Source organism: Azospirillum brasilense (assembly GCF_008365405.1).
In the GTDB taxonomy this organism is placed as follows: domain Bacteria; phylum Pseudomonadota; class Alphaproteobacteria; order Azospirillales; family Azospirillaceae; genus Azospirillum; species Azospirillum brasilense_D.
The window spans coordinates 26,253-50,535 of record NZ_QOKV01000023.1 but is presented as its reverse complement, the minus strand read 5'-3'; the positions used below and the strand labels follow the sequence as shown (position 1 = coordinate 50,535).

The 24,283-nt window shown below is 70.3% G+C and carries 22 protein-coding genes; 12 read left to right on the top strand and 10 right to left on the bottom strand.

Going from position 1 to position 24,283, the window contains the following annotated elements:
- Window positions 1-187: 187 nt before the first annotated feature.
- From DS837_RS26210 to DS837_RS26195, 4 genes are all read right to left on the bottom strand, one after another.
- Window positions 188-880, bottom strand: coding sequence for a carbonic anhydrase (locus tag DS837_RS26210; RefSeq protein WP_149167422.1), 693 nt, complete (start codon window positions 878-880; stop codon window positions 188-190).
- A 57-nt stretch (window positions 881-937) separates the two neighbouring features.
- Window positions 938-1,531: a UbiX family flavin prenyltransferase gene (locus DS837_RS26205; protein ID WP_041810970.1), complete on the bottom strand. Its 594-nt coding sequence runs from the start codon at window positions 1,529-1,531 to the stop codon at window positions 938-940.
- Window positions 1,532-1,687: 156 nt separating this feature from the next.
- Window positions 1,688-2,305 carry a DUF1013 domain-containing protein gene (locus DS837_RS26200; RefSeq protein WP_014239918.1) on the bottom strand — a complete coding sequence of 206 codons (618 nt, stop codon included), beginning with the start codon at window positions 2,303-2,305 and terminating at the stop codon, window positions 1,688-1,690.
- A gap of 308 nt (window positions 2,306-2,613) precedes the next feature.
- A complete protein-coding gene (locus DS837_RS26195) occupies window positions 2,614-3,621 on the bottom strand; it encodes an NAD(P)H-quinone oxidoreductase (RefSeq protein WP_149167421.1) in 1,008 nt (335 codons plus the stop codon).
- A 211-nt stretch (window positions 3,622-3,832) separates the two neighbouring features.
- Here DS837_RS26195 and DS837_RS26190 point away from each other — a divergent pair, with 211 nt between their 5' ends.
- Window positions 3,833-4,021, top strand: coding sequence for a DUF1192 family protein (locus DS837_RS26190; protein ID WP_149167420.1), 189 nt, complete (start codon window positions 3,833-3,835; stop codon window positions 4,019-4,021).
- Between the two features lie 55 nt (window positions 4,022-4,076).
- Here the strand turns inward: DS837_RS26190 and DS837_RS26185 are convergent, their stop codons facing one another.
- Together DS837_RS26185 and DS837_RS26180 are read right to left on the bottom strand one after the other, a co-directional pair.
- Window positions 4,077-4,916 (bottom strand): DUF2189 domain-containing protein, encoded by an 840-nt coding sequence (locus DS837_RS26185; protein ID WP_149167419.1) that lies wholly within the window; start codon window positions 4,914-4,916, stop codon window positions 4,077-4,079.
- Between the two features lie 145 nt (window positions 4,917-5,061).
- Window positions 5,062-5,253: a DUF4169 family protein gene (locus tag DS837_RS26180; RefSeq protein WP_149167418.1), complete on the bottom strand. Its 192-nt coding sequence runs from the start codon at window positions 5,251-5,253 to the stop codon at window positions 5,062-5,064.
- Between the two features lie 205 nt (window positions 5,254-5,458).
- Between DS837_RS26180 and DS837_RS26175 the strand changes: the two genes are divergently transcribed.
- From DS837_RS26175 to DS837_RS26125, 11 genes are all read left to right on the top strand, one after another.
- Window positions 5,459-8,905, top strand: coding sequence for an AsmA family protein (locus DS837_RS26175; protein WP_149167417.1), 3,447 nt, complete (start codon window positions 5,459-5,461; stop codon window positions 8,903-8,905).
- Window positions 8,906-9,113: 208 nt separating this feature from the next.
- Window positions 9,114-9,449: an accessory factor UbiK family protein gene (locus tag DS837_RS26170; protein WP_149167416.1), complete on the top strand. Its 336-nt coding sequence runs from the start codon at window positions 9,114-9,116 to the stop codon at window positions 9,447-9,449.
- Window positions 9,450-9,651: 202 nt separating this feature from the next.
- Entirely contained in the window at window positions 9,652-10,155 is a 504-nt protein-coding gene (locus tag DS837_RS26165) for a type III secretion system chaperone family protein (RefSeq protein WP_109068036.1), read from the top strand.
- A gap of 5 nt (window positions 10,156-10,160) precedes the next feature.
- Window positions 10,161-10,988 carry a pyrroline-5-carboxylate reductase gene (proC, locus tag DS837_RS26160; protein WP_149167415.1) on the top strand — a complete coding sequence of 276 codons (828 nt, stop codon included), beginning with the start codon at window positions 10,161-10,163 and terminating at the stop codon, window positions 10,986-10,988.
- 6 nt (window positions 10,989-10,994) lie between these two features.
- Window positions 10,995-11,477 carry a YbaK/EbsC family protein gene (locus tag DS837_RS26155; protein WP_149167414.1) on the top strand — a complete coding sequence of 161 codons (483 nt, stop codon included), beginning with the start codon at window positions 10,995-10,997 and terminating at the stop codon, window positions 11,475-11,477.
- Between the two features lie 151 nt (window positions 11,478-11,628).
- The gene (locus DS837_RS26150) at window positions 11,629-13,284 is read left to right on the top strand and encodes an acyl-CoA synthetase (protein ID WP_149167413.1); all 1,656 of its coding nucleotides are present in this window, start codon (window positions 11,629-11,631) and stop codon (window positions 13,282-13,284) included.
- Window positions 13,281-14,501, top strand: a complete 1,221-nt coding sequence (locus DS837_RS26145; RefSeq protein ID WP_247890138.1) for a GNAT family N-acetyltransferase — start codon at window positions 13,281-13,283, stop codon at window positions 14,499-14,501. Before DS837_RS26150 ends, DS837_RS26145 begins: the two co-directional genes overlap by 4 nt.
- Before the next feature lie 122 nt (window positions 14,502-14,623).
- Complete coding sequence (locus DS837_RS26140; protein WP_149167411.1) at window positions 14,624-17,026, top strand: methyl-accepting chemotaxis protein; 2,403 nt, start codon at window positions 14,624-14,626, stop codon at window positions 17,024-17,026.
- Between the two features lie 109 nt (window positions 17,027-17,135).
- Window positions 17,136-18,371 carry an O-antigen ligase family protein gene (locus DS837_RS26135; protein WP_149167410.1) on the top strand — a complete coding sequence of 412 codons (1,236 nt, stop codon included), beginning with the start codon at window positions 17,136-17,138 and terminating at the stop codon, window positions 18,369-18,371.
- Window positions 18,368-19,312 carry a glycosyltransferase family 9 protein gene (locus DS837_RS26130; protein ID WP_149167409.1) on the top strand — a complete coding sequence of 315 codons (945 nt, stop codon included), beginning with the start codon at window positions 18,368-18,370 and terminating at the stop codon, window positions 19,310-19,312. The genes DS837_RS26135 and DS837_RS26130 overlap by 4 nt, the downstream gene beginning before the upstream one ends.
- Window positions 19,313-19,340: 28 nt before the next feature.
- Window positions 19,341-20,336, top strand: a complete 996-nt coding sequence (locus DS837_RS26125; protein WP_149167408.1) for a lysylphosphatidylglycerol synthase transmembrane domain-containing protein — start codon at window positions 19,341-19,343, stop codon at window positions 20,334-20,336.
- Here the strand turns inward: DS837_RS26125 and queG are convergent.
- From queG to queA, 4 genes are all read right to left on the bottom strand, one after another.
- The gene (gene queG / locus DS837_RS26120; RefSeq protein WP_149167407.1) at window positions 20,308-21,381 is read right to left on the bottom strand and encodes a tRNA epoxyqueuosine(34) reductase QueG; all 1,074 of its coding nucleotides are present in this window, start codon (window positions 21,379-21,381) and stop codon (window positions 20,308-20,310) included. The two genes, DS837_RS26125 and queG, sit on opposite strands and share 29 nt — an antisense overlap.
- Before the next feature lie 192 nt (window positions 21,382-21,573).
- Entirely contained in the window at window positions 21,574-22,038 is a 465-nt protein-coding gene (gene queF, locus DS837_RS26110) for a preQ(1) synthase (protein WP_211102415.1), read from the bottom strand.
- On the bottom strand, window positions 22,031-23,233 hold the full coding sequence (gene tgt / locus DS837_RS26105) for a tRNA guanosine(34) transglycosylase Tgt (RefSeq protein WP_149167404.1): 1,203 nt from the start codon (window positions 23,231-23,233) through the stop codon (window positions 22,031-22,033). The genes queF and tgt overlap by 8 nt, the downstream gene beginning before the upstream one ends.
- Window positions 23,233-24,252, bottom strand: a complete 1,020-nt coding sequence (gene queA, locus DS837_RS26100) for a tRNA preQ1(34) S-adenosylmethionine ribosyltransferase-isomerase QueA (protein WP_149167403.1) — start codon at window positions 24,250-24,252, stop codon at window positions 23,233-23,235. The genes tgt and queA overlap by 1 nt, the downstream gene beginning before the upstream one ends.
- Between the last annotated feature and the right edge of the window lie 31 nt (window positions 24,253-24,283).

The following is a 24,283-nucleotide window of genomic DNA, read 5'->3' as shown; positions in this document are numbered from 1 at the left end:
GCCGAACAGGAAACTGCAACCGTCGTGCCAGAAGGCGGGGAGCCGCTGAAACAACCTTCTTCCATGGCAGCGGAGGGATTTGTTCAGGCCGCGGAATCAAGGGATGGGCAGAAATTTCCCGGCGGACTTGGCTTATCACCGTCCGCTGGGCAGCTTTCGCCCACCCGGCACCTTCAATCGACCGGCCTCAATCGACCGGCTCGAACATCTTGGTCTGGGAGTTGATGGCCCACAAATCGCCGCTGTCCAAGTCGAACCACCAGCCGTGCAGTTCCAGCGTCCCGGCCTCCACCCGCTCGCGGACGAAGGGGAAGGTCATCAGGTTGTCGACCGAGGTGCGAACGGCGGCGCGCTCGATCACGTCGGGCTTCTGCTGAAGGCGCTCGAACTCGGCTTTGCGCCGCTCCTCGTCGGTCTCCCCTTGGGCGGGCGGGATGTAGGGATCGAGCGCCGCGCTGGCGATGGACACCCAGGGCGACACGAAGTCGTTCTGGTCCGGCTCGCCCTTGCGCAGGCGGATCAGCCCCTGGATGCCGCCGCACAGGGCGTGGCCCAGGACGATGACGTGGCTGACCTGAAGCACCCGCACCGCGTATTCGATGGCCGCCGAGGTGCCGTGATAGCTGCCGTCCGGCTGGTAGGGCGGGACGAGGTTGGCGACGTTGCGGACGACGAACATCTCGCCCGGCTCCGCCTGGGTGAGCAGCGCCGGATCGACGCGGCTGTCGGAGCAGCCGATCATCAGGATCTTCGGCTTCTGCCCCTCCTCGACGAGCTGGCGCATGCTGTCGGGCCGGCGCTCGTAGTAGCGGGCGCGGAAACCTTTCATCCCGGCGAGAAGCTGACGAATCGGAACGTCCTGGTCGCGGGTGTGTGGCATCGTTCTGATACCCCTCTACGGTCGGGATTTAGCGGATGCGGTATAGCCCAGGCCGGATCATGTTTCCAGAACCTCCGCAGGCGCCGGCTCGCCCCAGCGGCGGACGATGCCCGCGTCCAGCCCGAACAGGTCGAGCGCCCGCCCAACGGCGTGGTCCACCAGATCGTCGATGGTCTGCGGGCGGCTGTAGAAGGCGGGGACCGGCGGGGCGATCACCGCGCCCATCTCGGCCAATTGGGTCATCGTGCGCAGGTGCCCCAGATGCAGCGGCGTCTCGCGCACCATCAGCACCAGCGGGCGGCGCTCCTTCAGCGTGACGTCGGCGGCGCGGGTCAGCAGGGTGGAGGTCACGCCCGTGGCGATCTCGCTCATCGTGCGGACGGAGCAGGGGGCGACGATCATGCCCATGGCGCGGAAGCTGCCGCTGGCGATGGCCGCGCCGATGTCGGCGGCGGCGTAGGACACGTCGGCCAGAGCGCGCAGCTCCGCTACCTTCATGTCCGTTTCATGGGCCAGGGTGACCTCGGCGGAGCGGCTGACGACGAGGTGCGATTCGACGCCGATCCGGCGCAGCACGGACAGCAGCCGGATGCCCAGGATCACGCCCGAGGCTCCGCTGATGCCGACGACAAGACGGGAGGGTGCAGTCATGCCGAAGAAGTAGCGTGCGGGCCGGGCGTCGTCCAGAGCGCGGTCTTATGGACCCCTTCACGGGCCCGGCGCCGGGGGCGGAGGGACGGGCCGCACCCGGCGCATAAAAGCAAAAAGCCCCCCTCCCGCCGGGGGAGAGGGGCCGGGAAGGCGGCGTCAGCGCGCCTCTTCCTGCTCCGAATAGGGCGACTCGTCGCCGTAGCCGTCTTCGCCGTCCTGGGCCTCGCGCTCCTCTTGCGACAGCGGGACGCCGCCGCGACGGACGGCTAGGGCCAGCGCCTCCTCCAGCTCGCGCTGGGTGCACAGGCCGAGCAGCACCGGGTTGCGCGGCTTGATGTTCGGGGCGTTCCAGTGCGTGCGGTCGCGGACCGCCGCGATGGTCGGCTTGGTCGTGCCGATCAGGCGGCAGAGCTGGGCGTCCGACAGCTCCGGATGGTGCTTCAGCAGCCAGGCAATGGCGTCCGGCTTGTCGCCGCGCTTGGTGATCGGGGTGTAGCGCGGCCCCTTGGACCGCGCCGCCGGCAGCGGCAGGTCGGGGACCAGCAGCTTCAGGCGCAGATCCTGGTTGCGCTCGCAGCGTTCGATCTCGCCCTTGGTCAACTGACCGTTGGCCACCGGGTCCAGCCCGACCATGCCGACCGCCACCTCGCCATCGGCGATGGCCTGGACCTCCAGGGAATGCAGGCCGCAGAAGGCGGCGATCTGCTCGAAGGTCAAGGATGTGTTCTCGACCAGCCAGACGGCCGTCGCTTTCGGCATCAAGGGCAGTGCCATCGTCCCTCCTGACAACTCCAACCCGACCGCACCCGCTGGCGGGTGGCGCGATCGGCCATACTTTACCGGATGGTCCCGAGCTTCGCCCTCCATATAGGGCCGGAACCGGTCGATGTAAGCGTGCTCGGGCAGGCGGCCGGGAAAACCCGGACACCGATCCCTCTGCTAACCGTCTTGGCGCGCTTTAGCAAGCCCACCCGGCTGTCCGGGAACAAGAATGAAGCGAAAAAATTGCTTGAATGGGAATTCCCGGCTGTGAAACCGGGGAACTCCCTTCGCAATCCAACGGTTCGCGGGTGCGGCGACGGTCAGCCGCCAACCGTCATGACGATCTTGCCGATGTGCGCGCTGGATTCCATCAGAGCGTGCGCCTCGGCCGCCTGCTCCAGCGTGAAGACCTTGTGGATCACCGGCTTGACCGTGCCGCCTTCCAGCAGCGGCCAGACCTTCTCGCGCAGGGCGGCGGCCATGCGGCCCTTCTCCTCGACCGAGCGGGCGCGCAGGGTGGAGCCGGTGAGGGTCAGGCGCTTGGTCATCACCGGGAACATGTTGATGGAGACCTTCGGCCCCTGGAGGAAGGCGATGGAGACGTGCCGCCCGTCCGGAGCCATGATGCCGATGTCGCGGGCGATGTAGTCGCCGCCGACCATGTCCAGCACCACGTCGACGCCGCGCCCGCCGGTCTCCTTCTGGATGACCGCGGCGAAGTCCTCGGTCTTGTAGTCGATGGCGCGGTCGGCGCCGAGTTCCTCGCAGGCGCGGCACTTCTCGGCGCTGCCGGCGGTGGTGAAGACTCGTGAGCCGAAGGCCTTGGCAAGCTGGATCGCCGTGGTGCCGATGCCGCTGGACCCGCCATGGACCAGCAGCGTCTCGCCGGGCTTCAGCGCGCCGCGCTCGAACACGTTGGTCCAGACGGTGAAGAAGGTCTCCGGGACGGCGGCGGCCTCGACCATGCCATAGCCCTTCGGCACGGGCAGGAGCTGCGGCGCCGGGACCACGCAATACTGGGCATAGCCGCCGCCGGCGATCAGGGCGCAGACCGCGTCGTCGGCCGCCCAATCCATCACCCCTTCACCCAGGGCGACGACGCGCCCGGCGATCTCCAGGCCGGGCAGGTCGGAGGCGCCCGGCGGCGGGTCGTAGCGGCCCTGGCGCTGCAGCATGTCCGGACGGTTGACGCCCGCCGCCTCCACCGCCACCAGCACCTCGCCGGGGCCGGGCACCGGGGCGGGGCGCTGCACGGTGCGCAGGACCTCCGGGCCGCCGGGTTGCGAAATCTCCACGCAGGTCATGCTGTCCGGCAGGGCGATGCCCATGGTGTCTTCCCCATTCCTCGTTGATGCGGTGTCCACCGATCCGGCGCCGATCCGGTCATCTGCAATCCAGGCGGCCGGGCCGTTTGTGTCCGCAGGCGTCCAAAGTTAGAATTCCGCACCGGCGCTGACAAGCACGCCCCGCCGGCCTTTCCGACGGGCGGGAAGCGGACGGCGCGGGGCAGGGATGCGCGGATACGGGAGGAGAAGCCCTATGGACATCGACGAGCTGGAGCCGCGCAAGGCCAAGCCGGTCTTGAAGGACCTGACCGCGTTGGGCGTGGCGGAGTTGAAGGACTACATCGCCGGGCTGGAGGCCGAGATCGCCCGCGCCCGTGCCGCCATCGCCGCCAAGGAGGCGCAGAAGAACGCTGCGGAGGCCTTCTTCAAGAAACCGTCTTGAAGGATGGGAAAAGCCCCTCGCCCGGGATGGGAGAGGGGCATCGGGCCGTAGAACATCAGTCCGCGCCGACCAGATCGCGGTAGCAGTGCCAGGAGGCGTGGCCGATCAGTGGCAGGGCCAGCGCCAGGCCGAGGAAGCCGGTGACCATACCGGCCGCGGTGAACAGCACGATCAGGAAGGCCCAGCCGGCCATGGTCCGCAGATTCTTGCGCAGCACCGCGACGCTGGTCGCCATCGCGGTGAAGCTGTCGGTCTCGCGGTCAAGCAGCATCGGGATCGACACCACGCTGATGGCGAAGACCGCCGTCGCGATGACGCCGCCGACGATGGTGCCGGTCAGCAGGAACGGGATCGTCTGGGCCGAGAAGAAGATGCGGTCGACGAGCTGGTCGAAGGCCGGCGGCTCCGTCGCGAAGAACAGCGCGAACAGCAGGAAGGCGATGCGGATCCAGGCCAGCATGGCCAGCATCAGCGCCAGCCCGATCCCGGCGATCTGCACGCCGTTGCGGCGGTAGGCCCCGGCGACCTTCATCAGGGTCGGCGTCTCCCCCCGCTCCAGCAGGCGGCTGGTCTCGTAGAGACCGACGGCGAAGACCGGTCCCAGCAGCATGAAGCCCGCCGCCATCGGCAGCACCAGATACTGCATGTCCTGCATCGACAGCACCGCCACCAGCGCGAGGCTGGACAGGACCGCCAGCAGGCCGTAGGCGGCGCTGATCATCGGGCTGGCGCACATGTCGCGCCAGCCGGCGCTCAGCCACACCCAGGGGCGGTCGACGTCGACGCTGCGGATTCGCGGAAGATAGGGTGCCGGCTTGTGGAATTCAGAGGGTTCCTTGCGCCGGACCGGCCGATGAAATTGGGACGCACCGCGGTGAGACGACATGTCGACCATAATGATGGTCCTCCCCTTTGCCCATTGCGCCTCTCGTGAGGGAGGAGTGTAGCAAAGCGGTCCGCAGCGTTCCAGATTGTCTTACGGACGAATTGTTTGAATACCTAATTGTCACAAAAGCGATACCAAAGCACGGGCTTGGCCGTCATTTGTCCTCTGTCCCGCCCTCGACCTTCTTGCCGTCCAGCTCCGCCGCGCGGCGCTCGGCCTCCTGGCGGTCGCGCAGCTTCTCGGTCTTGGTGCGGCCGAAGCGGATGCGGTTCGCCTCCGCGTTTTTTTCACGCTCTTCCTTCTGGCGCATCTTCCGGAAGCGGTTCAGGTTGACGACATCGGCCATGGGGGAAATCTCCGCAGGGCGGGGCATTTGATCCTTCGTTCAACGCGGCCGTTGGAATGCCCAAATTGCTTGTTTTCTTTCGGGACGATAGTTTAGCGGAACCCCGTGCCACCCGGAAGACCGGAGCGGGCGCCAGCGGTTCTCGCGGCTTGTGGCGGCAACACGGCGACTCAACAGCCGAACGGTGGGGAAGGCGCGTCAACCGGTGAAGAGATTCCTGATCGCAGCTCTGATAGTCGTCGGTCTGCTGGTGGCCGCGGTGCTGATCGTGCCCAGCGTCGTCGATTGGAACGCCTACAAAGCCCAGATCGCGGAGCGGGTGTCCGCCGCGACGGGGCGTGAGGTGGAGCTGAGGGGCGACATCGGCCTGTCGCTGCTGCCGGCCCCGGCGCTGACCGTGCGCGACGCCCGTCTGGCCAACGCGCCCGGCGGGTCGGAGCAGGACATGGCCCGCCTGAAGGAGCTGGACGTCCGCGTGGCGCTCGGCCCGCTGCTCAGCGGCCACATCCAGGTGCAGAGCATCCGCCTGATCGATCCCACCTTCCTGTTCGAAACATTGCCCGACGGGCGCTTCAACTGGGACCTGTCCGGCGCAGGGCGACCGGCCGGAGCGGAGCGGAGCGGCTCCGGCGACGGGCTGGCCTCGGCGGTCAGCTTCGACCAGGTGACGGTGCAGAACGGCACCATCCAGTACCGCGACGCCCGCACCGGCCAATCGGAGGTGATCGACCAGGTCGACGCGCGCATCGTCGCAGGCAGCTTCACCGGGCCGTTCCAGGGGCAGGGCAGCTTCCGGGCGCGCGGCGTGCCGCTGCGCGGGGAGATGTTCGTCAGCCGGCTGATCGACGGCGCCGCCGTCCAGGTCCGGGCCGCCCTGTCGATGGCCGACACCGACGCCACGCTGCGCTTCGCCGGGATCGTGACCAACCCGCCGGGCAACGGCGGGTCGCGCGCCCAGGGCGACCTGCGCGCCGAGGGCAGCGACCTGTCCCGCGTCATTGCCCTGGTCCGCAACGGTGCGGCGGCCGGCGAGGACAGGAAGGCGAACGCGCTGCTCGCCCAGTCCTTCGGCATCCGCACGGCGGTCGAGGCGTCGCCGACCACGGCGACCTTCACCAATCTGGAGGCGCAGCTCGGCGACACGCGCGCCACCGGCACGGCGACCCTGCGCAGCGGAACGTCGGCGCGGGCGGAACTGACCCTGGCCCTGAACCGGCTCGATCTCGACGCATGGCTGGAGCGCGCTCGGTCGAGCGGCGGAACGGAGACCGGCACCCCGTCGGCCGCCCGCAACGGCAATGGGGGCAAGGGCGCGGCGCCTGGCGTTCCGTCCGCCGGCGCACCATCCGCCGGCGCCCCCTCCGCCGGCGCTCCTTCGGGTGGCGCTGGCCAGCCGGGCGGCTTCGCCCTGCCGGACGCGCTGGACGCCAAGCTCGACCTCGCGGTGGACGGCATCACCTACAACGGCGGCGTGATGCGCCAGGGGCGGGTGGAGGCCAGCCTGACCGGCGGCACGCTGAACATCGACCGCGTCAGCGCGCTGCTGCCCGGCGGGTCCGACATCGTGGCGGCGGGCGAGCTGGCGGCGGCCAACGGCCAGCCCAACCTCAACCTGCGGATCGAGGCGAACGCCGACAACCTGCGCGCCCTGCTGGAGTGGCTGCGGGTGGACGTCCGCGCCGTGCCGGCGGATCGCCTGCGCCGGGCCTCGATCGCCGCGCAGTTGCAGGGCCGGCCGGGGCGTGTGGACGTGAGCGGGCTTGACCTGCGGGTGGACGCCAGCCGGCTGACCGGCGCCGTCGCCTATGTGGACCGTGGCCGGCCCGCCTTCGGGGCGCGGTTCGACCTCGACCGGCTGAACCTCGACGCCTATCTGCCCCCGCCGGGCGGCGCCAACGCGGCCCAGACCGCTCCCGCTGCGAACGGGACGGCCGCCCCGGCGCGCAACGGGAGTTCGTCCGGCAATTCGTCGATGACCCCGGCCCGGCTGCTGGCCGGCGTGGACGCGAACCTGGAAGTGTCGGTCGGCCAGTTGACCGTGCGCAACACGCCGGTGCAGGGGCTTCGGCTCGACGCCACCGCCGCGGGCGGCGCCCTGTCGATCAAAGAGGCGACGGTGCAGGACGCCGCCGGGGTGAAGCTCCGCCTCGACGGGCAGATCGCCGGGCTGGAGCCGCTGCGCGGTGCCCATCTGACGCTGAACGCCGAGGCCCCCAGCCTGGATGGGGTGGCGCGCGCCGTTCCCTGGCCGGAGGGTGCGCCCTCGCCGGAGCGGCTGGGCGCGGTGAAGGCGCAGGCCCGCCTGTCGGGTGACGCCGACCGTCTGGCGGTCGAGCTGGGCGTCGAGGCGGTCGAAGGCTCGCTGGAGGCGGGCGGCACGCTGTCGAACGTCGAGAAGGACCCCAGCGCCGACCTCAAGCTGCGCGCCAAGCATCCGGAGCTGGCCCGGCTGGCCAGCCTGTTCGCCGACACGCCGCCCGCCGGTGGCGCGGTGCCGGCCTCCTACGGCCCGATGGACCTCTACACGGAGCTGGCGGGGACGCGGAAGGCCTTCACCCTGGGCAACATCCAGGGGACGGTGGCCGGCGTCACCGTCAAGGGCAAGGCCAGCGCCGACCTCAACGGCAGCAAGCCGCGGGTCGAGGCCGACCTGCAGACCGGCGACCTGGAGCTGGACCGGCTGGCGGCGCTCCCCGCCGCGGCGGCCCGCCCGGCGGCCGCCCCATCTCCGTCGGCCGAGACGTCCTCGGGCGCGCCCGTCGCGGCGGGGGATTTCAGCGGGCTGCGCCGCTTCGACGGGCGCTTTGCGCTGACCGCCTCCGCCCTCGTCAAGGGCGGCACGCGGATCGAGAATCCCGCCCTGCGAGCCACGGTGACCAACGGCGTGCTGACAGTGGAGCGGTTCGACGGCACCCTGATGGGCGGGCAGCTTGGCGCCACCGGGCGGCTCGCCGCGCCGGGCAACCAGACGCCGACCGCCGAGGCCGCCATCACCCTGTCCAAGGCCAAGCTGGCCGAGGCGGTGGGCGGCGGGCTGGGCGGCGGTGCGCTGGAGATCGCCGGCGGCGTGCTGGACGCCGAGGCCAACCTGACGACCAGCGGGGCCGGCGGCGACGCCATGCTCAAGGCGCTGGCCGGTCAGGGCCGCATCAGCGCCCGCGACGGATTGCTGCGCGGCTTCGACCTGGGCGCCCTGCGCGACCGGCTGACCAAGCTGGAGCGTCCGCAGGAGCTGCTGGGCGCGGTGATGGGCGGGCTTCAGGGCGGCGAGACCCGCTTCGCCCGGCTGGACGGCAGCTTCGCCATCGACAAGGGCGTGGCGCGCACGGAGGACACGCGCCTGACCTCCGATCTGGGCGAGGCGGTGGCGGCGGGGCAGGTCAACCTGCCGGCGCAGACCATCGACATGCGCGTCCGCCTGACCGTGCAGTCCGACCAGGCTCTGCCGCCGCTGACCGTCCGTATGACCGGCGCGCTCGACAAACCCACCCGCTCCTTCGAGATGCAGGAGGTGCAGGAGTATTTCGCCCGCCGCGCCGCCGAGGGGCTGCTGAACAAGGTGGTGCCGAAAGATCTGCCGATCCCCGGCGGCGGCAACGCGCCGAAGCCGGACGCGCTGTTGAAGGGGCTGATCGACGGTCTGCGGCGTTGAGAGTGGACGCGCGTGACGCATTGCGCCCAAGCCCCGTGACGCATTGCGTCCAAGCCCCGTGACGCATTGCGCCCAAGCCCCGTGACGCATTGCGTCCAAGCCCCGTGACGCATTGCGTCCAAGCCCCGTGACGCATTGCGTCCAAGCCCGTTGAAGTTCCGTGGGGCGGGTCCCATAATGCGGCAGACAAGAAGCGGATTTTGAGTCGATGCAGGTGGACAATAAGATTCTGGACGATCTGGCCCGCGTTGCGGGCGGCGCGCTCGGCGCGCTGTCGTCCCTGCGCGAGGAAGCTGAGGCGCAGATGCGCCAGCAGTTCGAGCGCGTTCTGTCGCGGATGGACGTGGTGAGCCGCGAGGAGTACGAGGCCGTCCGCGCCATGGCCGCCAAGGCCCGCGAGGAGCAGGAGGCGATGGCCGAGCGGCTCGCCGCGCTGGAGGCCACGGTGGCCGGCCTGCAGGCCGGACGCGAACCGAAGCCGGCGGCGGGCGCCGCCGCTCCCCCTGTTGGTCCCATCGCCGGAGGGGGCACCGGGCCGGTCTGATCCGGCCCTCCCTCCCGTCTCCGATCCTTCACGGATGCACCGCCGAAAACCAGTTGCGCCGGCCAGACCCTTTTGGCACGGTGCATCGGGTGGTACCCATCCGTCTGCCAGCCACAACATCTCGGGGCTTCCCCTTCTTGCGCGAAGGCGGACCGGCCCCGGGGCGGTTCCGTCCACCGCGCCTTTACAGGAGGACGCCGACATGTCGGCTGTTGCCGTCGACACCCCCTCATCCGCGCACAATCCCCTGGACATCGTCGAGGAGATCGTCACCGCCAACGAATGGCCCTTCGAGCGGGCCGGCGAGGACGAGCTGATCGTCGAGATCGGCGGGCGCTGGTGCGATTACCGGCTCTATTTCGTCTGGCAGTCCGACGTCAGCGCGATGCAGTTCTCCTGCCAGTTCGACATGAAGGTCCCGGCGGCGCGCCGGTCCTCGGTCAACGATCTGCTGGCGGAGGTGAACGCACGCATGTGGCTGGGCCATTTCGACGTCTGCTCCGAGGAGCACACCCCGATGTTCCGCCAGACCATGCTGCTGCGCGGTTCGCGCGGCGCGACGGTGGAGCAGCTCGAGGACCTCGTCGAGATCGCCCTGTCGGAGTGCGAGCGCTTCTACCCCGCCTTCCAGTTCGTGATCTGGGGCGGCAAGTCCGCGTCGGAGGCGGTGTCCGCCGCCATCCTCGACACCGCCGGGGAGGCGTGAGCGTTATGGCGCAGGGTGGAACGCAGGGGTGCACGTTGCTTCTGGCCGGCTGCGGCAAGATGGGCGGCGCGATGCTCGACGGCTGGCTGAAGGCCGGCATCGCATCCAGCGTCGCCGTGGTGGAGCCGTCCGGCCTGCCGGAGTCCCTGCGCGGCAGCCCCGCCGTCGTCCTGGCGAGCGGCCCGGACGCCGTGCCAGCCGGCTTCGCACCGGATGTCGTCGTTCTGGCCGTCAAGCCGCAGGTGATGGACTCGGTCCTGCCGGCCTACCGGGCGCTGGTCCGTCCCGGCACGGTGTTCCTGTCCGTTGCCGCCGGCAAGACCATCGCCTCCTTCGAGGCGGCGCTGGGGGAGGGGGCGGCCATCGTCCGCTCCATGCCCAACACGCCCGCCGCCATCGGCCGCGGCATGACCGTCGCCGTCGGCAACCCGGTGGTCACCGAGGCTCAGAAGACCCTGTGCGATTCGCTGCTGCGCGCGGTCGGCGACGTAGCCTGGGTCGAGGACGAGTCGCTTCTCGACCCGGTGACCGCCGTCTCGGGCAGTGGCCCGGCTTACGTCTTCCTGATGGTCGAGGCCATGGCGAAGGCCGGCGAGGCCGCCGGGCTGCCCGCCGAGCTTGCCATGCGTCTGGCGCGGGCCACCGTTGCGGGGGCGGGCGAACTGCTCCATCAGTCTCCGACCGCTGCCGCCGACCTGCGCAAGGCGGTGACCAGCCCCAACGGCACCACCCAGGCGGCGCTCGACGTCCTGATGGCCGGGGACGGCATGCAGCCGCTGCTCGACCGCGCCGTCGCCGCCGCCGCGAACCGCTCCCGCGAGCTGGCGAAGTAAGGCGCCATGGCCGCCCTCAGCCCCTCCGCCCAACGGGTCCAGGCCTTGCTGGACGGATTCGGCCATGGCCACAGCGTGGTCGAGCATGAGGGCAGCACCCGCACCTCGGAGGACGCCGCGAACGCTGTGGGCTGCGCCGTGGCGCAGATCGCCAAGTCCCTGATCTTCCGTGCGAAAGACAGCGGCCGTCCGGTGCTGGTGGTGGCCAGCGGGGCCAACCGTGTGGACGAGAAGGCGGTGGGCCGGCTGATCGGCGAGAGGATCGAACGGGCCGATCCGGACTTCGTCCGCGAGAGCACCGGCTTCGCCATCGGCGGAGTGCCGCCCATCGGCCACGCCGTGCCGCCGCTGGTCCTGATCGACGCCGACCTGATGAGCCTCGACGCGATCTGGGCCGCCGCCGGTACGCCCAACGCGGTCTTCCGCCTGACCCCAGCGCAACTCGTCGCCATCACCGGCGGGCGGGTCGAAGCCGTCCGCAAGGGCTGACCGCCCGCGGATCGATCCGGTCAACCGGGCAGGATGCCGCAGCGCGGCATGACCGCGCATCGCCCGGCCACCCCTCTTCCAAGCCTCTGGATTCTCTGGCAAGACTCATCCCAACGAGTTCTTGAACAGAGACGCATCAGGGAGGCCCCCCGTGACTGACGCCCGGCATAACCCGTACGAGACCGACCTCGACCAGAACGCCGCAAACGCGGTGCCGCTGTCGCCGCTCTCGTTCCTGCGCCGCACCGCCGCCGTCTATCCGCAGCGCATCGCCGTGATCCACGGCCCGGTCCGCCGCACCTGGGCGGAAACCTACGAGCGCTGCGTGCGCCTCGCCTCGGCCCTGGCCAAGCGGGGCATCGGGCTGGGCGACACGGTCGCGGTCATGGCCCCCAACACGCCGGAATCCTTCGAGGCGCATTTCGGCGTGCCGATGACCGGCGCGGTGCTGAACGCCCTGAACATCCGCCTGGACGCGGAGGCGCTGGCCTTCATCCTTGAGCATGGCGAGGCCAAGGTCCTGCTGACCGACCGGGAGTTCTCCGGCGTCATCTCCAAGGCCGTCCACATGCTGGAGCCGAAGCGCCGCCCGATCGTCATCGACATCGACGACCCTCAGGCCAAGGGCGGCGAATTGATCGGCGAGCAGACCTACGAGCAGTTCCTGGAGACCGGCGACCCGGCCTACGAGTGGCCGATGCCGGCCGACGAATGGCAGGCCATCGCCCTCAACTACACCAGCGGCACCACCGGCAATCCCAAGGGCGTCGTCTACCACCACCGCGGCGCCTATCTGAACGCCATGGGCAACGTGCTGACCTGGGCGATGCCGCACCATCCGGTCTATCTGTGGACGCTGCCGATGTTCCACTGCAACGGCTGGTGCTTCCCCTGGACGGTCACCGCCATGGCCGGCACCAACGTCTGTGTCCGCACCATCACCGCCAAGGGCATCTACGACGCTCTGGCCGACCTCGGCGTCACCCACATGTGCGGCGCCCCCATCATCATGGGCCTGATCGTCAACGCGCCGGAGGACCAGAAGCGGGAGATCCCGACCGGCGTGAAGATGATGACCGCCGGCGCCGCCCCGCCGGCCGCGGTGATCGAAAAGATCGAGCGGCTGGGCTTCGACGTCACCCACGTCTACGGCCTGACCGAGGTCTACGGCCCGGTCACCATCTGCGCCTGGCATGAGCACTGGAACGACCTGCCGCTGGAGGAGCGCGCGGCACTGAAGGCGCGGCAGGGCGTGAACTACGCCACGCTGGAAGGGCTGATGGTCGCCGACCCCAACACGCTCCAGCCGACCCGCAAGGACGGCGTGACGATGGGCGAGATCTTCATGCGCGGCAACACCGTCATGAAGGGCTACCTGAAGAACCCGCGGGCCACGCAGGAGGCCTTCTCCGGCGGCTGGTTCCACACCGGCGACCTCGGCGTCTGGCATCCCGACGGCTACATCGAGTTGAAGGACCGGTCGAAGGACATCATCATTTCCGGCGGCGAGAACATCTCGACCATCGAGGTCGAATCGGTGCTCTACAAGCATCCGGACATCGTCGAGGCCGCCGTGGTCGCCCGCCCGGACGAGAAGTGGGGCGAGACTCCCTGCGCCTTCGTCACCGTGAAGGAGGGCAAGCAGCTGACGGAAGCCGAGGTGATCGCCTATTGCCGCGAGCATCTGGCCCACTTCAAATGCCCGCGCACGGTCGTCTTCACCGCCCTGCCGAAGACCTCGACCGGCAAGATCCAGAAATACGTGCTGCGCGATCAGGCCCGCGCGCTGAACGGAGCGAAGGTGTGACCGCTGTGACCGGGGGCTTCGGCCCCCTTCTGCCCGAGGAGCGGGCGGACGCCGCGGCCCTGGTCCGCCAGGGCTTCGGCATCCCCCGCGAGTATTTCGACCGGTCGGTGGAGTTGTTCGGGCCGGACGTGATGCGCGGCCTGCGCGCCGGGCCGGAGGCCGGAAGCACCGGTCAACTCGTCGCCTGCGCCGCCGTCTGGCCGATGGATCAGTGGTTCGGCGGGCGCGCGGTGCCGTCCTGCGGCGTGGCGGCGGTGGCGGTCGATCCGGCGGAGCGCGGGCGCGGCTACGGCACCGCGCTGATGCGCAGTCTGCTGGAGGAGGCGCGGGCCGGGGGCGCCGCGCTGTCCGTGCTTTATCCGGCGACCCTGCCGGTTTACACCCGCCTGGGCTTCGGGCGGGGCGGGGTGTCCTTCGACTGGAGCGCGCCGCCGGCCGCCCTGGCCGCCGGGCCGCCGCCGGAGGACGGGTGGATTCGTCGAACCGACGCCAGCGACGCCAGCCAGCTTGCGGCGCTACGCCGCAGCCTGCTCACCACCGCCAACGGTCTGGTGGAGCGCAATGAGGGGCTGTGGAGCTTCGCCCTCTGTCCGGACGGCGCTCCGTCCGATGTTTACACTTTGGGTGGTCCAAGGGGGTTGGAAGGATACGTCGCGGTGGCGCCTCCATCGGACCGGAAGCTGGTGGTTGCGGACGCATGCCTGCTCAGCCCGCGAGCGGTGCGGCTGGCGCAGGGTTTCCTGGCCGGCTACCGGGCGCAGGTCGACCGCGTCTCCTGGCGCGGCGGGCCCGACGACCCTTTGGTCCTGATGGCGCCGGACAGCGGTCCGCGTGCCGACGCTCGGGACGAATGGCTGTTGCGCATCCTCGACCTTCGACGCGCCTTGGAGGCCCGCGGCTATCCACCTGGGGTTGCCGGCGAATTGACGCTGGACGTCACGGATGCGGTGATTCCGGAGAATTCCGGCACTTTCCGGTTGCGCCTGTCCGATGGAAAGGCTGGCGTGGACCGGATTCCGGAGAAGACGGGCGGCGGCGGAAAAGCGGCCGGATCGGGGCTTTCCCTGTCCATCGCGGCCCTCGCCGCCCTCTACAGTGGCCACAAAGGCCCGCAGATTCTCCGGCAGGTTGGCCTTCTGCGTGGAGGCGAGGATGCGGTGGCGCTGGCGGCGCGGTTTTTCTCGGGACCGGCACCGTGGATGCCGGACCGGTTCTGAAGCGGTGATACCAGTTGCGTTTATCAAACCAGAAATTAACCCTTTCTGATGTATCCCTTAGCGACAAAGGCATGACGACGGCCGGCGTATGAGGCCGTCCGATCCGGGGGGAGCCCGATTTCATGACGATTGGAACGCGGATTGCGCTCGGTTTTGCGGCGGTCCTTCTGATGACGGTCGCGGTGGCGTTCGTTGGCTGGAACAGCCTGCGCACCTACGCCGGACGCGTCGATCTGGCGGCCCACACCGCCGAACTGGATGCCCGGTTGAAAACCGTGCGGATCGAGGAAGCCCGCTTCGTCACGGAGCGCGACTCCAAGGCCGCCGACAACGTGCCCGGCATGCTGGACCGGCTGCGCGACGAAGCGCAGGGCACGCGGTCCGCGCTGGAGGACGCCGGCAGCATCCGGCTGGTCGACGAGATCCTGGCCGGCATCGCCGGCTACCGCAGCGCCTTCGCCAACTTCGTTGCCCAGGACAAGGAGGCCCGCGCCCGCACCCAGAGCATGGAGACGCGCGCCCAGGCCCTGCGGGAGATCGCGGAAAAGATCGGCAACCAGCAGTCCGACCGCTACGAGCAGAACATGGTCAGCCTGAAGGACGCGGAGCACGCCGTGCGGCAGAGCCGCGACACCTCCGACCGCGCCGACCGGCTGATCGAGATGGTGCTGGAGGCGCGGCGCCTCCAGTCCGACTTCGCGCACACCCGCAATCCCGCCACGATGGCGGCCGCCGGGGAGGCCATCGCCGTCCTGCTGGCCAACGCCGAGGCCATCGAGAAGGATCTCGTCGGCACCAACGACGAGGAACTGGCCCAGCGGATCGTCACCATCGCCGGCGCCTACCGCATGGTGTTCGAGCAAGCCGGCGCCGAAGGCGCCGGCGATTCGGCCAGCGGCCGCATCCAGGCGCTGGATCGCCATGCCCATGAGATCCAGAACCTCGCCCACGAGATGCAGGAGAACCAGGCGATGGTCTCCAGCGCGTTGCAGGAGGCCGCGAACTTCGCCCAGAGCGAGGTGAACGAGGCGGTCCAACTGCGCGGCATCGCCATGCGCCTGATCCAGGGCGCGCAGTCCGCGATGCTGGGGCAGCGCGACTTCGTCCTGATGAACGGGGACGATGCCGGCGCGCGGGTGCATGGCGCGGTGAAGGAGACGCTGACGCTCGCCAACCAGGCCGGAGCCGTGCTGGTCGACTCGGAAGGCCGCGCGTTGATCGCCGCCATCACCGAAGCGGCCCAGGCCTTCGACCGGGAGTTCGCTGCCCTCGTCACCACCAGCGAGAGCCAGCGCACCGCCTCCAAGACCATGGCCAAAGCCGCGGGCGACGTCAGCGAGCAGGTGACCCGTCTCGTCTCCATCCAGCGCGACGATCGCGAGAACGGGCGCAGCGGGGCGGAACTGATCATCATCATCGGCGCCGCCGTGGCGCTGGCGCTCGGCATGGTCATGGCCTGGATCATCGACCGCGCCATCACCCATCCGATGCACGCCATGACCAAGGCCATGGGACGGTTGGCCGAGGGCGACCTGACGGTGAACATCCCCGGCGGCGACCGCAAGGACGAGCTGCGCGCCATGGCCGACGCGCTCAGCGTCTTCAAGGAGAACGCCCTGGAGATGCAGCGCATGGAGGGTGAGCGGGAGGAGATGCGCCGGCAGATCGACGCCGACCGCCGTAGGACGATGAACGAGTTCGCCAACGGCTTCGAACAGGCGGTGTCGGGCGTCGTGCTGTCGCTGACCGAGTCCGCCGGCAACCTGGGCCGCGACGCGCAGGAGATGTCGTCCGACGCCGCCCTGACCACCGCCAAGTCCAGCGCCGTCGCCGCAGCGTCGGAGCAGGCCTCCAGCAACGTGCAGACCGTCGCGGCGGCGGCGGAGGAGCTGTCCTCGTCCATCGCCGAGATTTCCCGCCAGCTCAACAGCAGCTCGCAGGTGGCGGTGGGGGCGGCGGCCAAGGCGACGGAGACCAACGGCATCGTCGAAGGTCTGGCCGAGGCGGCGCAACGCATCGGGCAGGTGGTGGACCTGATCGGCGAGATCGCCGAACAGACCAATCTGCTGGCCCTCAACGCGACCATCGAGGCGGCGCGGGCCGGGGAGGCCGGAAAGGGCTTCGCGGTTGTGGCGACCGAGGTCAAGAACCTCGCCGGCCAGACCGCCAAGGCGACCGAGGAAATCTCCAACCAGGTGGCGCAGATGCAGGCGGCGACGGGCGGGGCGGTGGGCGCCATCCGCACCATCTCCGACGCGGTCGGGACCATCAGCAGCACGGTCACCGAGATCGCCCGCGCCATGGAGCAGCAGGGTCTCGCCACCCGCGAGATTGCCCAGAACGTCAACCAGGCCGCCGAGGGCACGCAGGAGGTGATGCACCACATCGCCGAAGTGACCAACGCCGCCACCAAGACCGGCGGCGCCGCCGACGCGGTGCTGAGCGCCAGCCGTACTCTGGCTTGTCAGGCCGACCATCTGCGCTCCGAGGTGCAGGGCTTCCTGAACAAGGTGCGGACCGCCTGATCGCGGTACAACGGGGAGCCGGGGGGCCGAAAAATCCCCCGGCCCGTTCCCGTTGCTTTCGCACGGGGCATCTGTTAAGCCGCGCCGTGCCTCACGGACGCGAGATCTCATGGCCTTCCCCTTGTCACAGCGCGACTCCGCACGGGGAATACCCGACGCGATCCTGGCGGGTCTGGCCGGTGTGGCGGTCGCGGCGCTTGGCCCGTTGGCCGCCATGGCGCCGCGCGGTTTGCCGGTCTGGGCGATCCTGATCGCGCTGGTCGGGCTGGCTGGCCTGGCCCGCCGCGGCGCCCTGGGGCGGCTGCAACGGGCGATGCCCGGCACGGCGGTGGTTCTCGCCTTCCTGGTCCTGGCCTCTCTTTCCATCCTGTGGAGCCCATCGCCGCGCGCCGGCCTGACGGTGGTGGAGATCGGCTACATCGGCCTCGGCGCGCTGGCCGGCGGGGCGTGGCTGTCCTCCCTGCCGGGGGTGGAGGCGCGGCGGCTGACCGGCCTGTTCCTGGTGGGCGTGTTCGCCGGCGTCCTGCTGTTCGCCGTGGAGGCGGCGCTGGATTTCCCGCTGCACCGCTGGTGGAACCATGTGCCAGCGGGCGTGGAGATCGCCGAGACCAACGTGCCCAAGCGCACCGCGGTTCTGCTTTGCCTGCTGGTCTGGCCGGCGGCGATGGCGCTCGACCGGGCCGGGAGGCGGGGGTTGGCCGTCGCACTTCCCGCGGTCTTCGCGGCGGCCTGCCTGCTGCTGACCAGCCGGTCGGCCATGCTGGGCATTGCCGTCGGCGGGGTGGCCTTCGCGCTGGCTGTGTGGTCGCCGCGGCTTGTCCGCGGGGTGCTGGCGGCGGTGCTGGGGGTGGCCTTTGCCTTTGTGCTGCCGCTGGTGCTGCTGTTCGACCGCGTGCTGAACCTGGACGGTGCCGACTGGCTGTTCCGGTCCGCCCAGCACCGGGTGGAGATTTGGGGCATGGCCGCCAGCCGGGCGCTGGAGACGCCCATCTTCGGACAGGGCATCGACGCTTCCCGCGCGCTGGAGCCGGAGGGGGCGGTGTCCCGCTTCGGCACGCTGACCGACAGCCTGCTGCCGCTGCACCCCCACAACGCCTTCCTGCAGGTCTGGCTGGAGCTTGGCGCCTTCGGCGCCGTGCTGGCCCTGGCGGCGGCGTTGCTTCTGCTGCTCGGCACGGGGCGGCTGGAACGGCGGCTGCAACCCTTCGCGCTGGCCCTCTTCGCGTCCGCGCTGGCGATGGCGAGCACGGCCTACGGCATCTGGCAGGCGTGGTGGATGGGCGGCATGCTGGCCGCCGGCCTGATGCTCCGCCTGGCCGCGCGCACCCCGGCGGGGGGAGAATGACGGTGGAGAGCGGCAACGAACCCCGCCGCGTCCTGCTCATCAAGCTGGGTGCCTTCGGCGACTTCTTCCTGGCCCAGACCGCCTTCTCGGCCATCCGGCGGCACCACGCCGCCGACCATCTGGCGCTGTTGACCCTGCCGTCCCTGGCTCCGCTCGCCCGCCTCAGTGGCCTGTTCGACGAGGTTCTGGAGGACCCGCGGGAGCGGTCCCTCGGGGCGTATCGGCGCGTCCGCCGCCTGCTGCGCGTCGGGCGCTTCGACCGGGTCTACGACCTTCAGGCGCAGCCGCGCACCGACCGCTACTGGTGGCTGCTGGCCCCCGGCCCCTGGCCGGAATGGTCGGGCACGGCCTGGGGCGCCTCGCACCGCGACCAGTATCCGGGGCGCCGCAAGGTGCCGGTGATCGAGCGCTACACCCGGCAGTTGGCGCCCTTCGGCATCGTGCCGGACGCGGTGCCGGACCTGTCCTGGCTCGACGCCGACATCGGCGGGTTCGGCATCGCCGCGCCCTACGCGCTGCTGATTCCCGGCTCCTCCCCCGGGCGGCCCGACAAGCGCTGGCCGGTCGAGCGCTATGGCGAACTGGCGCGCGCGCTGGCGGCGCGCGGCATCACGCCGGTCGTCCTGGGCACGGCCATCGAAGCGGACCTCGCGCGGGCCATCGCCGCCGCCTGTCCACAGGCCGTGGACCTGACCAGCCGCACCAGCGTGCCGGAGATCGCCGGGTTGGCCCGCCGGGCCTGGGCGGCGATCGGCAACGACACCGGCCCCACCCATCTGGTGGCATCCGTCGGCTGCCCGACGCTGGGGCTGTACTGCGACGTGTCCGTTCCCATCCAGGCCAACGGACCGCGCATGGCCGTCCACCACCGGCCGTCCTTCGCCGACATGGACGCGGCGGGCGTGTTGGCGGCGGTGGACGCTCTTCCACCGAACCGGTAGAGTGCCGGCCGGACATTTTCCAGGAGTCATGAAGGATTTGAGCAGCCAGGACGCCAGCGCCATGCCCGCCGAAACGGTCACCCTGCCCGAGGGGAAACCGGGCGGGCGCCTGATGCTGCTGGCCAAGCTGGCGGTGACCCTGGGGGTTCTGGGCGTGCTGGGGGTCAAGGCCGACTGGCCGGCGCTGCTGGCGCGCGTCGCCGGCGCGGACCCGGTCTGGTTGGCCGCCGGTTTCCTGGCCAAGTTTCTGTCGGTGGTCTGCGCCGCGGAGCGCTGGCGCGACTCCCTGTGGGCCGCGGGCGAACGGGTGTCGCATGGCTTGGCGATGCGGCTGATGTTCACCGGCCTGTTCTTCGGGCAGGTGCTGCCGGGCGCGCTGGGTGGCGACGTGGTGCGCGGCTGGCTGACCTACCGGGGCGGGGCATCGTCGGCCGCCGTGGTGCTGGCGCTGGTGCTGGACCGGCTGCTGGCCCTGATCGGCTGCATCCTGCTTCTGTTCCTCGGCCTGCCGCATCTGGTCGCCACCGCGCCGCCCTCGGTGGCCTGGGCCGGTCCGGCGGCGGTCGTTCTGCTCGCCGTCGGCCTCCTGGCGGGGCTCCAGGTGGACCGCATTCCCCTGCCGGGCATCCTGCTGCGCCCGCCGGTCCGGGCGGCGCAGGCGCAGGTGGCGCGGCTGCGCGGTGCCTTGTTCAGCCGGGCGGCGCTGGTCGGGCTGCTGCACAGCGCGGCGGTGCATCTGTGCACCATTTTCGCGGTGATCGCCTACGCCCACGCGCTGGGCATTCCCGTGCGGGTGCTCGACGCGCTGGCCGTCGTGCCGATGACGATCTTCGCGGCGGCCCTGCCCATCTCGCTGAACGGCTGGGGCGTGCGGGAAGGGGCCTTCGTCGCCGGCTTCGCGCTCTACGGCCTCGGTGCCACCGACGCGCTCGCCCTGTCGCTGATGATCGGGCTGTCGGTCACGCTGTCGTCCCTGCCCGGTGGCCTGCTCTGGCTCAGCCTGAAGGGCTCTGGGCGGCCCTGAGCCGGGCCAGCGCCCAGCCGGCGGCGTCGCGCACCACCTCGCTCGGGTCTTCCAACAGGCGTTCGGCCGCCCGTTCGGCTGCTGCGGCGTGGCGGGCGTCGCCGCTGTTGCCCAGCGCCGTCAGCACGTTGCGCACGAAGCGGTCGCGCCCGATCCGCTTGATCGGGGAGCCGCTGAAGACCTGCCGGAAGCCGGCATCGTCCAACTGCGCCAGATCGGCCAGCCGCGGCGCCGTCAGCTCCGCCCGCGGCAGGAAGGCCGCCTCGCGCGAGCGTCTTGCGAATTTGTTCCAGGGGCAGGCGGCCAGGCAATCGTCGCAGCCGTAGATGCGGTTGCCCATCAGCGGGCGCAGCTCCTCGGGGATTGGCCCCTTGTGCTCAATGGTCAGGTAGGAGATGCAGCGCCGCGCGTCCAATTGGTTGGGGGCGGGGAAGGCGGCGGTGGGGCAGGCGTCCAGACAGCGCCGGCACTGGCCGCAGCGGTCCGTCCCCGGCGGGTCCGGCGGCAGCTCCAGCGTCGTGTAGACCTCGCCCAGGAACAGCCAGGAGCCGTGGGACCGCGACACGAGGTTCGTGTGCTTGCCCTGCCAGCCCAGCCCGGCCTTCTCGGCCAGCGGCTTCTCCATCACCGGGGCGGTGTCCACGAAGACCTTCAGCTCCGCCTTGAAGCGGTGGGCGATCCATTGGCCCAGAGTCTTCAGCCTGCCCTTGATGAGGTCGTGGTAGTCGCGGTTCCTCGCATAGACCGACACGATCCCGCGGTCTGGATGGGCCAGCAGGGCGCGCGGGTCCTCCGCCGGGGCGTAGCTGGTGCCGAGCGCGATGACGGTCCGTGCCTCCGGCCACAGGGCCTGGGGATGGACACGGCGGTCGGCCTTGTCCTCCATCCAGCCCATGTCGCCGTGGCGGCCCTGGCGCAGGAACTCGGCCATCCGCTCCTTGACCTCCTCGCCCAACTCCGCCCGAGCGAAACCGACCGCGTCGAAGCCCAGCGACAGGGCTCGGTCGCGGATGGCTTCGCGGATGGAGGTGTCTTGGTCGGGCATGGTGATGCGTTGGACCGTGTGGAATGTGGAAGCGTCCCTCTCCCGCCCCGGGAGAGGGAGGGGACCCGCGCACCGCGCGGGAAGGGTGAGGGTACCGCCAAGGATCGAAGCCTCAATCCTCGCGCGACCCTCACCCGGCCGCTTCGCGGCCACCCTCTCCCGGGGCGGGAGAGGGGCTGGCGTGGATGAGGATCAGCCGCGGCCGCGGTAGGTCTGGACGTCCTGCGATGGAATCCACACGCCCTTCGGCGGCTCGCCGGTGGCGTAGAACACGTCGATGGGGATGCCGCCGCGCGGGTACCAGTAGCCGCCGATGCGCAGCCATACCGGCGTCAGCTCGTCCACCAGACGCTTGCCGATGCCGACGGTGCACGCCTCGTGGAAGGCGCCGTGGTTGCGGAAGCTGGTCAGGAACAGCTTGAGCGACTTCGACTCCACCAGCCACTCGCCTGGAACATAGTCGATGACCAGATGGGCGAAGTCCGGTTGGCCGGTGATCGGGCAGAGCGAGGTGAACTCCGGCGCGGTGAAGCGCACGACGTAGTTCTCACCGGGATTCGGGTTCGGCACGCGCTCCAGCACCGCCTCTTCCGGCGTCTTCGGCTGGACGGTGGCGCCGCCGAGCTGGGTCAGGCCGGAATAGATGGTCTCAGACATCAGCGGATTCCTTCTTCGCGCTTTTCGCCGGCTTGGCCGGCTTTACCTTCAGGGCGGCCAGCGGGTCCTCGGTGGCCGGGACGTCGCCCTCGTTCAGGCGGGCCTCCAGCGCGCTCGCGACCTCTTCGAACCGGCCGTCCTCGATGGCCTGCCGAAGCTCGGCCATCAGGTCCTGGTAATAATGCAGGTTGTGCCAGGTCAGCAGCATCGGCCCCAGCATCTCGCCCGCCTTGAACAGGTGGTGCAGATAGGCCCGGCTGTGGTTCCGGCACGCCGGGCAGCCGCACGCCTCGTCGAGCGGGCGCTCGTCGTGGGCGTGGCGGGCGTTGCGGATGTTGATGGTGCCGCGCCGCACGAAGGCCTGACCGGTGCGGCCCGAGCGGGTGGGCATCACGCAGTCGAACATGTCGACGCCGCGCCGCACCGCGCCGATCAGGTCGCTGGGGCGGCCGACGCCCATCAGGTAGCGCGGGCGCTCCTTGACCATCAGCGGCTCGGTGAAGTCGAGCACGGTGAACATCGTCTCCTGGCCCTCTCCCACGGCCAGCCCGCCGATCGCGTAGCCATCGAAGCCGACATCGGTCAGGGCCGCCACGCTCTCCGCCCGCAGGTCGGCGTAGACGCCGCCCTGGACGATGCCGAACAGGCCGTAGCCGGGCCGCTCGACGAAGGCGTCCTTGCTGCGCTTGGCCCAGCGCATTGACAGGCGCATGGACGAAGCCGCCTGCGCCTCGGTCGCCGGGAAGGGGGTGCACTCGTCCAGGCACATGGTGATGTTGCTGTCCAGCAGGTGCTGGATCTGGATGGAGCGTTCCGGCGTCAGATGGTGCTTGCTGCCGTCGAGGTGGGATTTGAAGGTCACCCCCTCCTCGGTCATGGTGCGCAGGTCCGACAGGGACATGACCTGGAACCCGCCGCTGTCCGTCAGGATCGGCTTGTCCCAGTTCATGAAGCGGTGCAGGCCGCCCAACTGCCCGACGCGCTCCGCGGTGGGGCGCAGCATCAGGTGGTAGGTGTTGCCGAGCAGGATTTCCGCGCCGGTGGACTTCACCGCGTCGCTGGTCATCGCCTTGACGGTGGCGGCGGTGCCCACGGGCATGAAGGCCGGCGTGTTGATGACGCCGTGCGCGGTGGAGACCCGCCCGCGCCGGGCGCGCCCGTCGGTCTTCAGAAGCTCGAACCCGATCCCGGTCATCACACCCTCCGGAGCAGCGACGCGTCGCCGTAGCTGAAGAAACGATAGTTCTGGCCGATGGCGTGCGCGTAGGCCGCCTTCATCGTGTCCATGCCCGCGAAGGCGCAGACCAGCATGAACAGGGTGGAGCGGGGCAGGTGGAAGTTGGTCACCAGAAGGTCCACGATCTTGAAGCGGTAGCCGGGGGTGATGAAGATGTCGGTGTCGCCGCTGAAGGCGCGGATGCTGCGGTCGTCCAGCCCCGCCGTCTCCAGGATGCGCAGCGCCGTGGTGCCGACCGACACGATCCGCCCGCCCGCGGCGCGGGTGGCGTTGATGGCCTCGGCGGTCTCGGGGGAGACCTCGCCCCACTCGCTGTGCATGCGGTGCTCGGCGATGTCGTCCACCTTGACCGGCAGGAAGGTCCCGGCCCCGACATGCAGCGTCACCGGAACGCGGCGGACGCCGCGGGTGTCGAGCGCCGCCAGGAGTTCCGGCGTGAAGTGCAGCCCGGCGGTGGGGGCGGCGACGGCGCCCTCGCGCGCGGCGAAGACGGTCTGGTAGTCCGCCGCGTCCTGATCGTCCGCCTCGCGCCGGATGTAGGGGGGCAAGGGCATCCGGCCGTGGCGGTGCAGCGCCTCCATCAGCTCCGCTCCGCCCTTGGAGAAGCGCAGGCGCACCTCCATCCCGTCCTTGGCGACGACCTCGGCCGCGAAGTCGTCGGCGATGGCGATGACATCGCCGGGTTTCAGCCGCTTGCCGGGGCGGGCGAAGGTCGCCCATTCCCGCTCGCCCTCGCGCTTGTGGAGCGTGATCTCCACCCGCACCTCGCCGCGCCGGCCGTCCAGCCGGGCGGGGATGACGCGGGTGTCGTTGACGACCATCAGGTCGCCCGGCTCCAGCAGGGCGGGCAGGTCGCGCACCGTGCGGTCGTGCAGACGCTCCGCCACGTCGAGCAGACGGGCGGCGTCACGCGGCTTGGCCGGATGCTCGGCGATGCGGTCCGGCGGAAGGTCGAAGTCGAAATCGGCGGTCTTCATGGGAGCCGCTCGTATAGACCAAAGCGGTGGG

Coding starts and splice junctions, on each gene's coding strand:
- tgt (WP_149167404.1), bottom strand. CDS start 23,233: ATGACCGGGATCGGGTTCGAGCTTCTGAAGACCGACGGGCGCGCCCGG.
- DS837_RS26185 (WP_149167419.1), bottom strand. CDS start 4,916: ATGGTCGACATGTCGTCTCACCGCGGTGCGTCCCAATTTCATCGGCCG.
- queA (WP_149167403.1), bottom strand. CDS start 24,252: ATGAAGACCGCCGATTTCGACTTCGACCTTCCGCCGGACCGCATCGCC.
- proC (WP_149167415.1), top strand. CDS start 10,161: ATGGCGCAGGGTGGAACGCAGGGGTGCACGTTGCTTCTGGCCGGCTGC.
- DS837_RS26165 (WP_109068036.1), top strand. CDS start 9,652: ATGTCGGCTGTTGCCGTCGACACCCCCTCATCCGCGCACAATCCCCTG.
- DS837_RS26140 (WP_149167411.1), top strand. CDS start 14,624: ATGACGATTGGAACGCGGATTGCGCTCGGTTTTGCGGCGGTCCTTCTG.
- DS837_RS26210 (WP_149167422.1), bottom strand. CDS start 880: ATGCCACACACCCGCGACCAGGACGTTCCGATTCGTCAGCTTCTCGCC.
- DS837_RS26170 (WP_149167416.1), top strand. CDS start 9,114: ATGCAGGTGGACAATAAGATTCTGGACGATCTGGCCCGCGTTGCGGGC.
- DS837_RS26180 (WP_149167418.1), bottom strand. CDS start 5,253: ATGGCCGATGTCGTCAACCTGAACCGCTTCCGGAAGATGCGCCAGAAG.
- queF (WP_211102415.1), bottom strand. CDS start 22,038: ATGTCTGAGACCATCTATTCCGGCCTGACCCAGCTCGGCGGCGCCACC.
- DS837_RS26205 (WP_041810970.1), bottom strand. CDS start 1,531: ATGACTGCACCCTCCCGTCTTGTCGTCGGCATCAGCGGAGCCTCGGGC.
- DS837_RS26135 (WP_149167410.1), top strand. CDS start 17,136: ATGGCCTTCCCCTTGTCACAGCGCGACTCCGCACGGGGAATACCCGAC.
- queG (WP_149167407.1), bottom strand. CDS start 21,381: ATGCCCGACCAAGACACCTCCATCCGCGAAGCCATCCGCGACCGAGCC.
- DS837_RS26200 (WP_014239918.1), bottom strand. CDS start 2,305: ATGGCACTGCCCTTGATGCCGAAAGCGACGGCCGTCTGGCTGGTCGAG.
- DS837_RS26130 (WP_149167409.1), top strand. CDS start 18,368: ATGACGGTGGAGAGCGGCAACGAACCCCGCCGCGTCCTGCTCATCAAG.
- DS837_RS26195 (WP_149167421.1), bottom strand. CDS start 3,621: ATGGGCATCGCCCTGCCGGACAGCATGACCTGCGTGGAGATTTCGCAA.
- DS837_RS26125 (WP_149167408.1), top strand. CDS start 19,341: ATGAAGGATTTGAGCAGCCAGGACGCCAGCGCCATGCCCGCCGAAACG.
- DS837_RS26155 (WP_149167414.1), top strand. CDS start 10,995: ATGGCCGCCCTCAGCCCCTCCGCCCAACGGGTCCAGGCCTTGCTGGAC.
- DS837_RS26190 (WP_149167420.1), top strand. CDS start 3,833: ATGGACATCGACGAGCTGGAGCCGCGCAAGGCCAAGCCGGTCTTGAAG.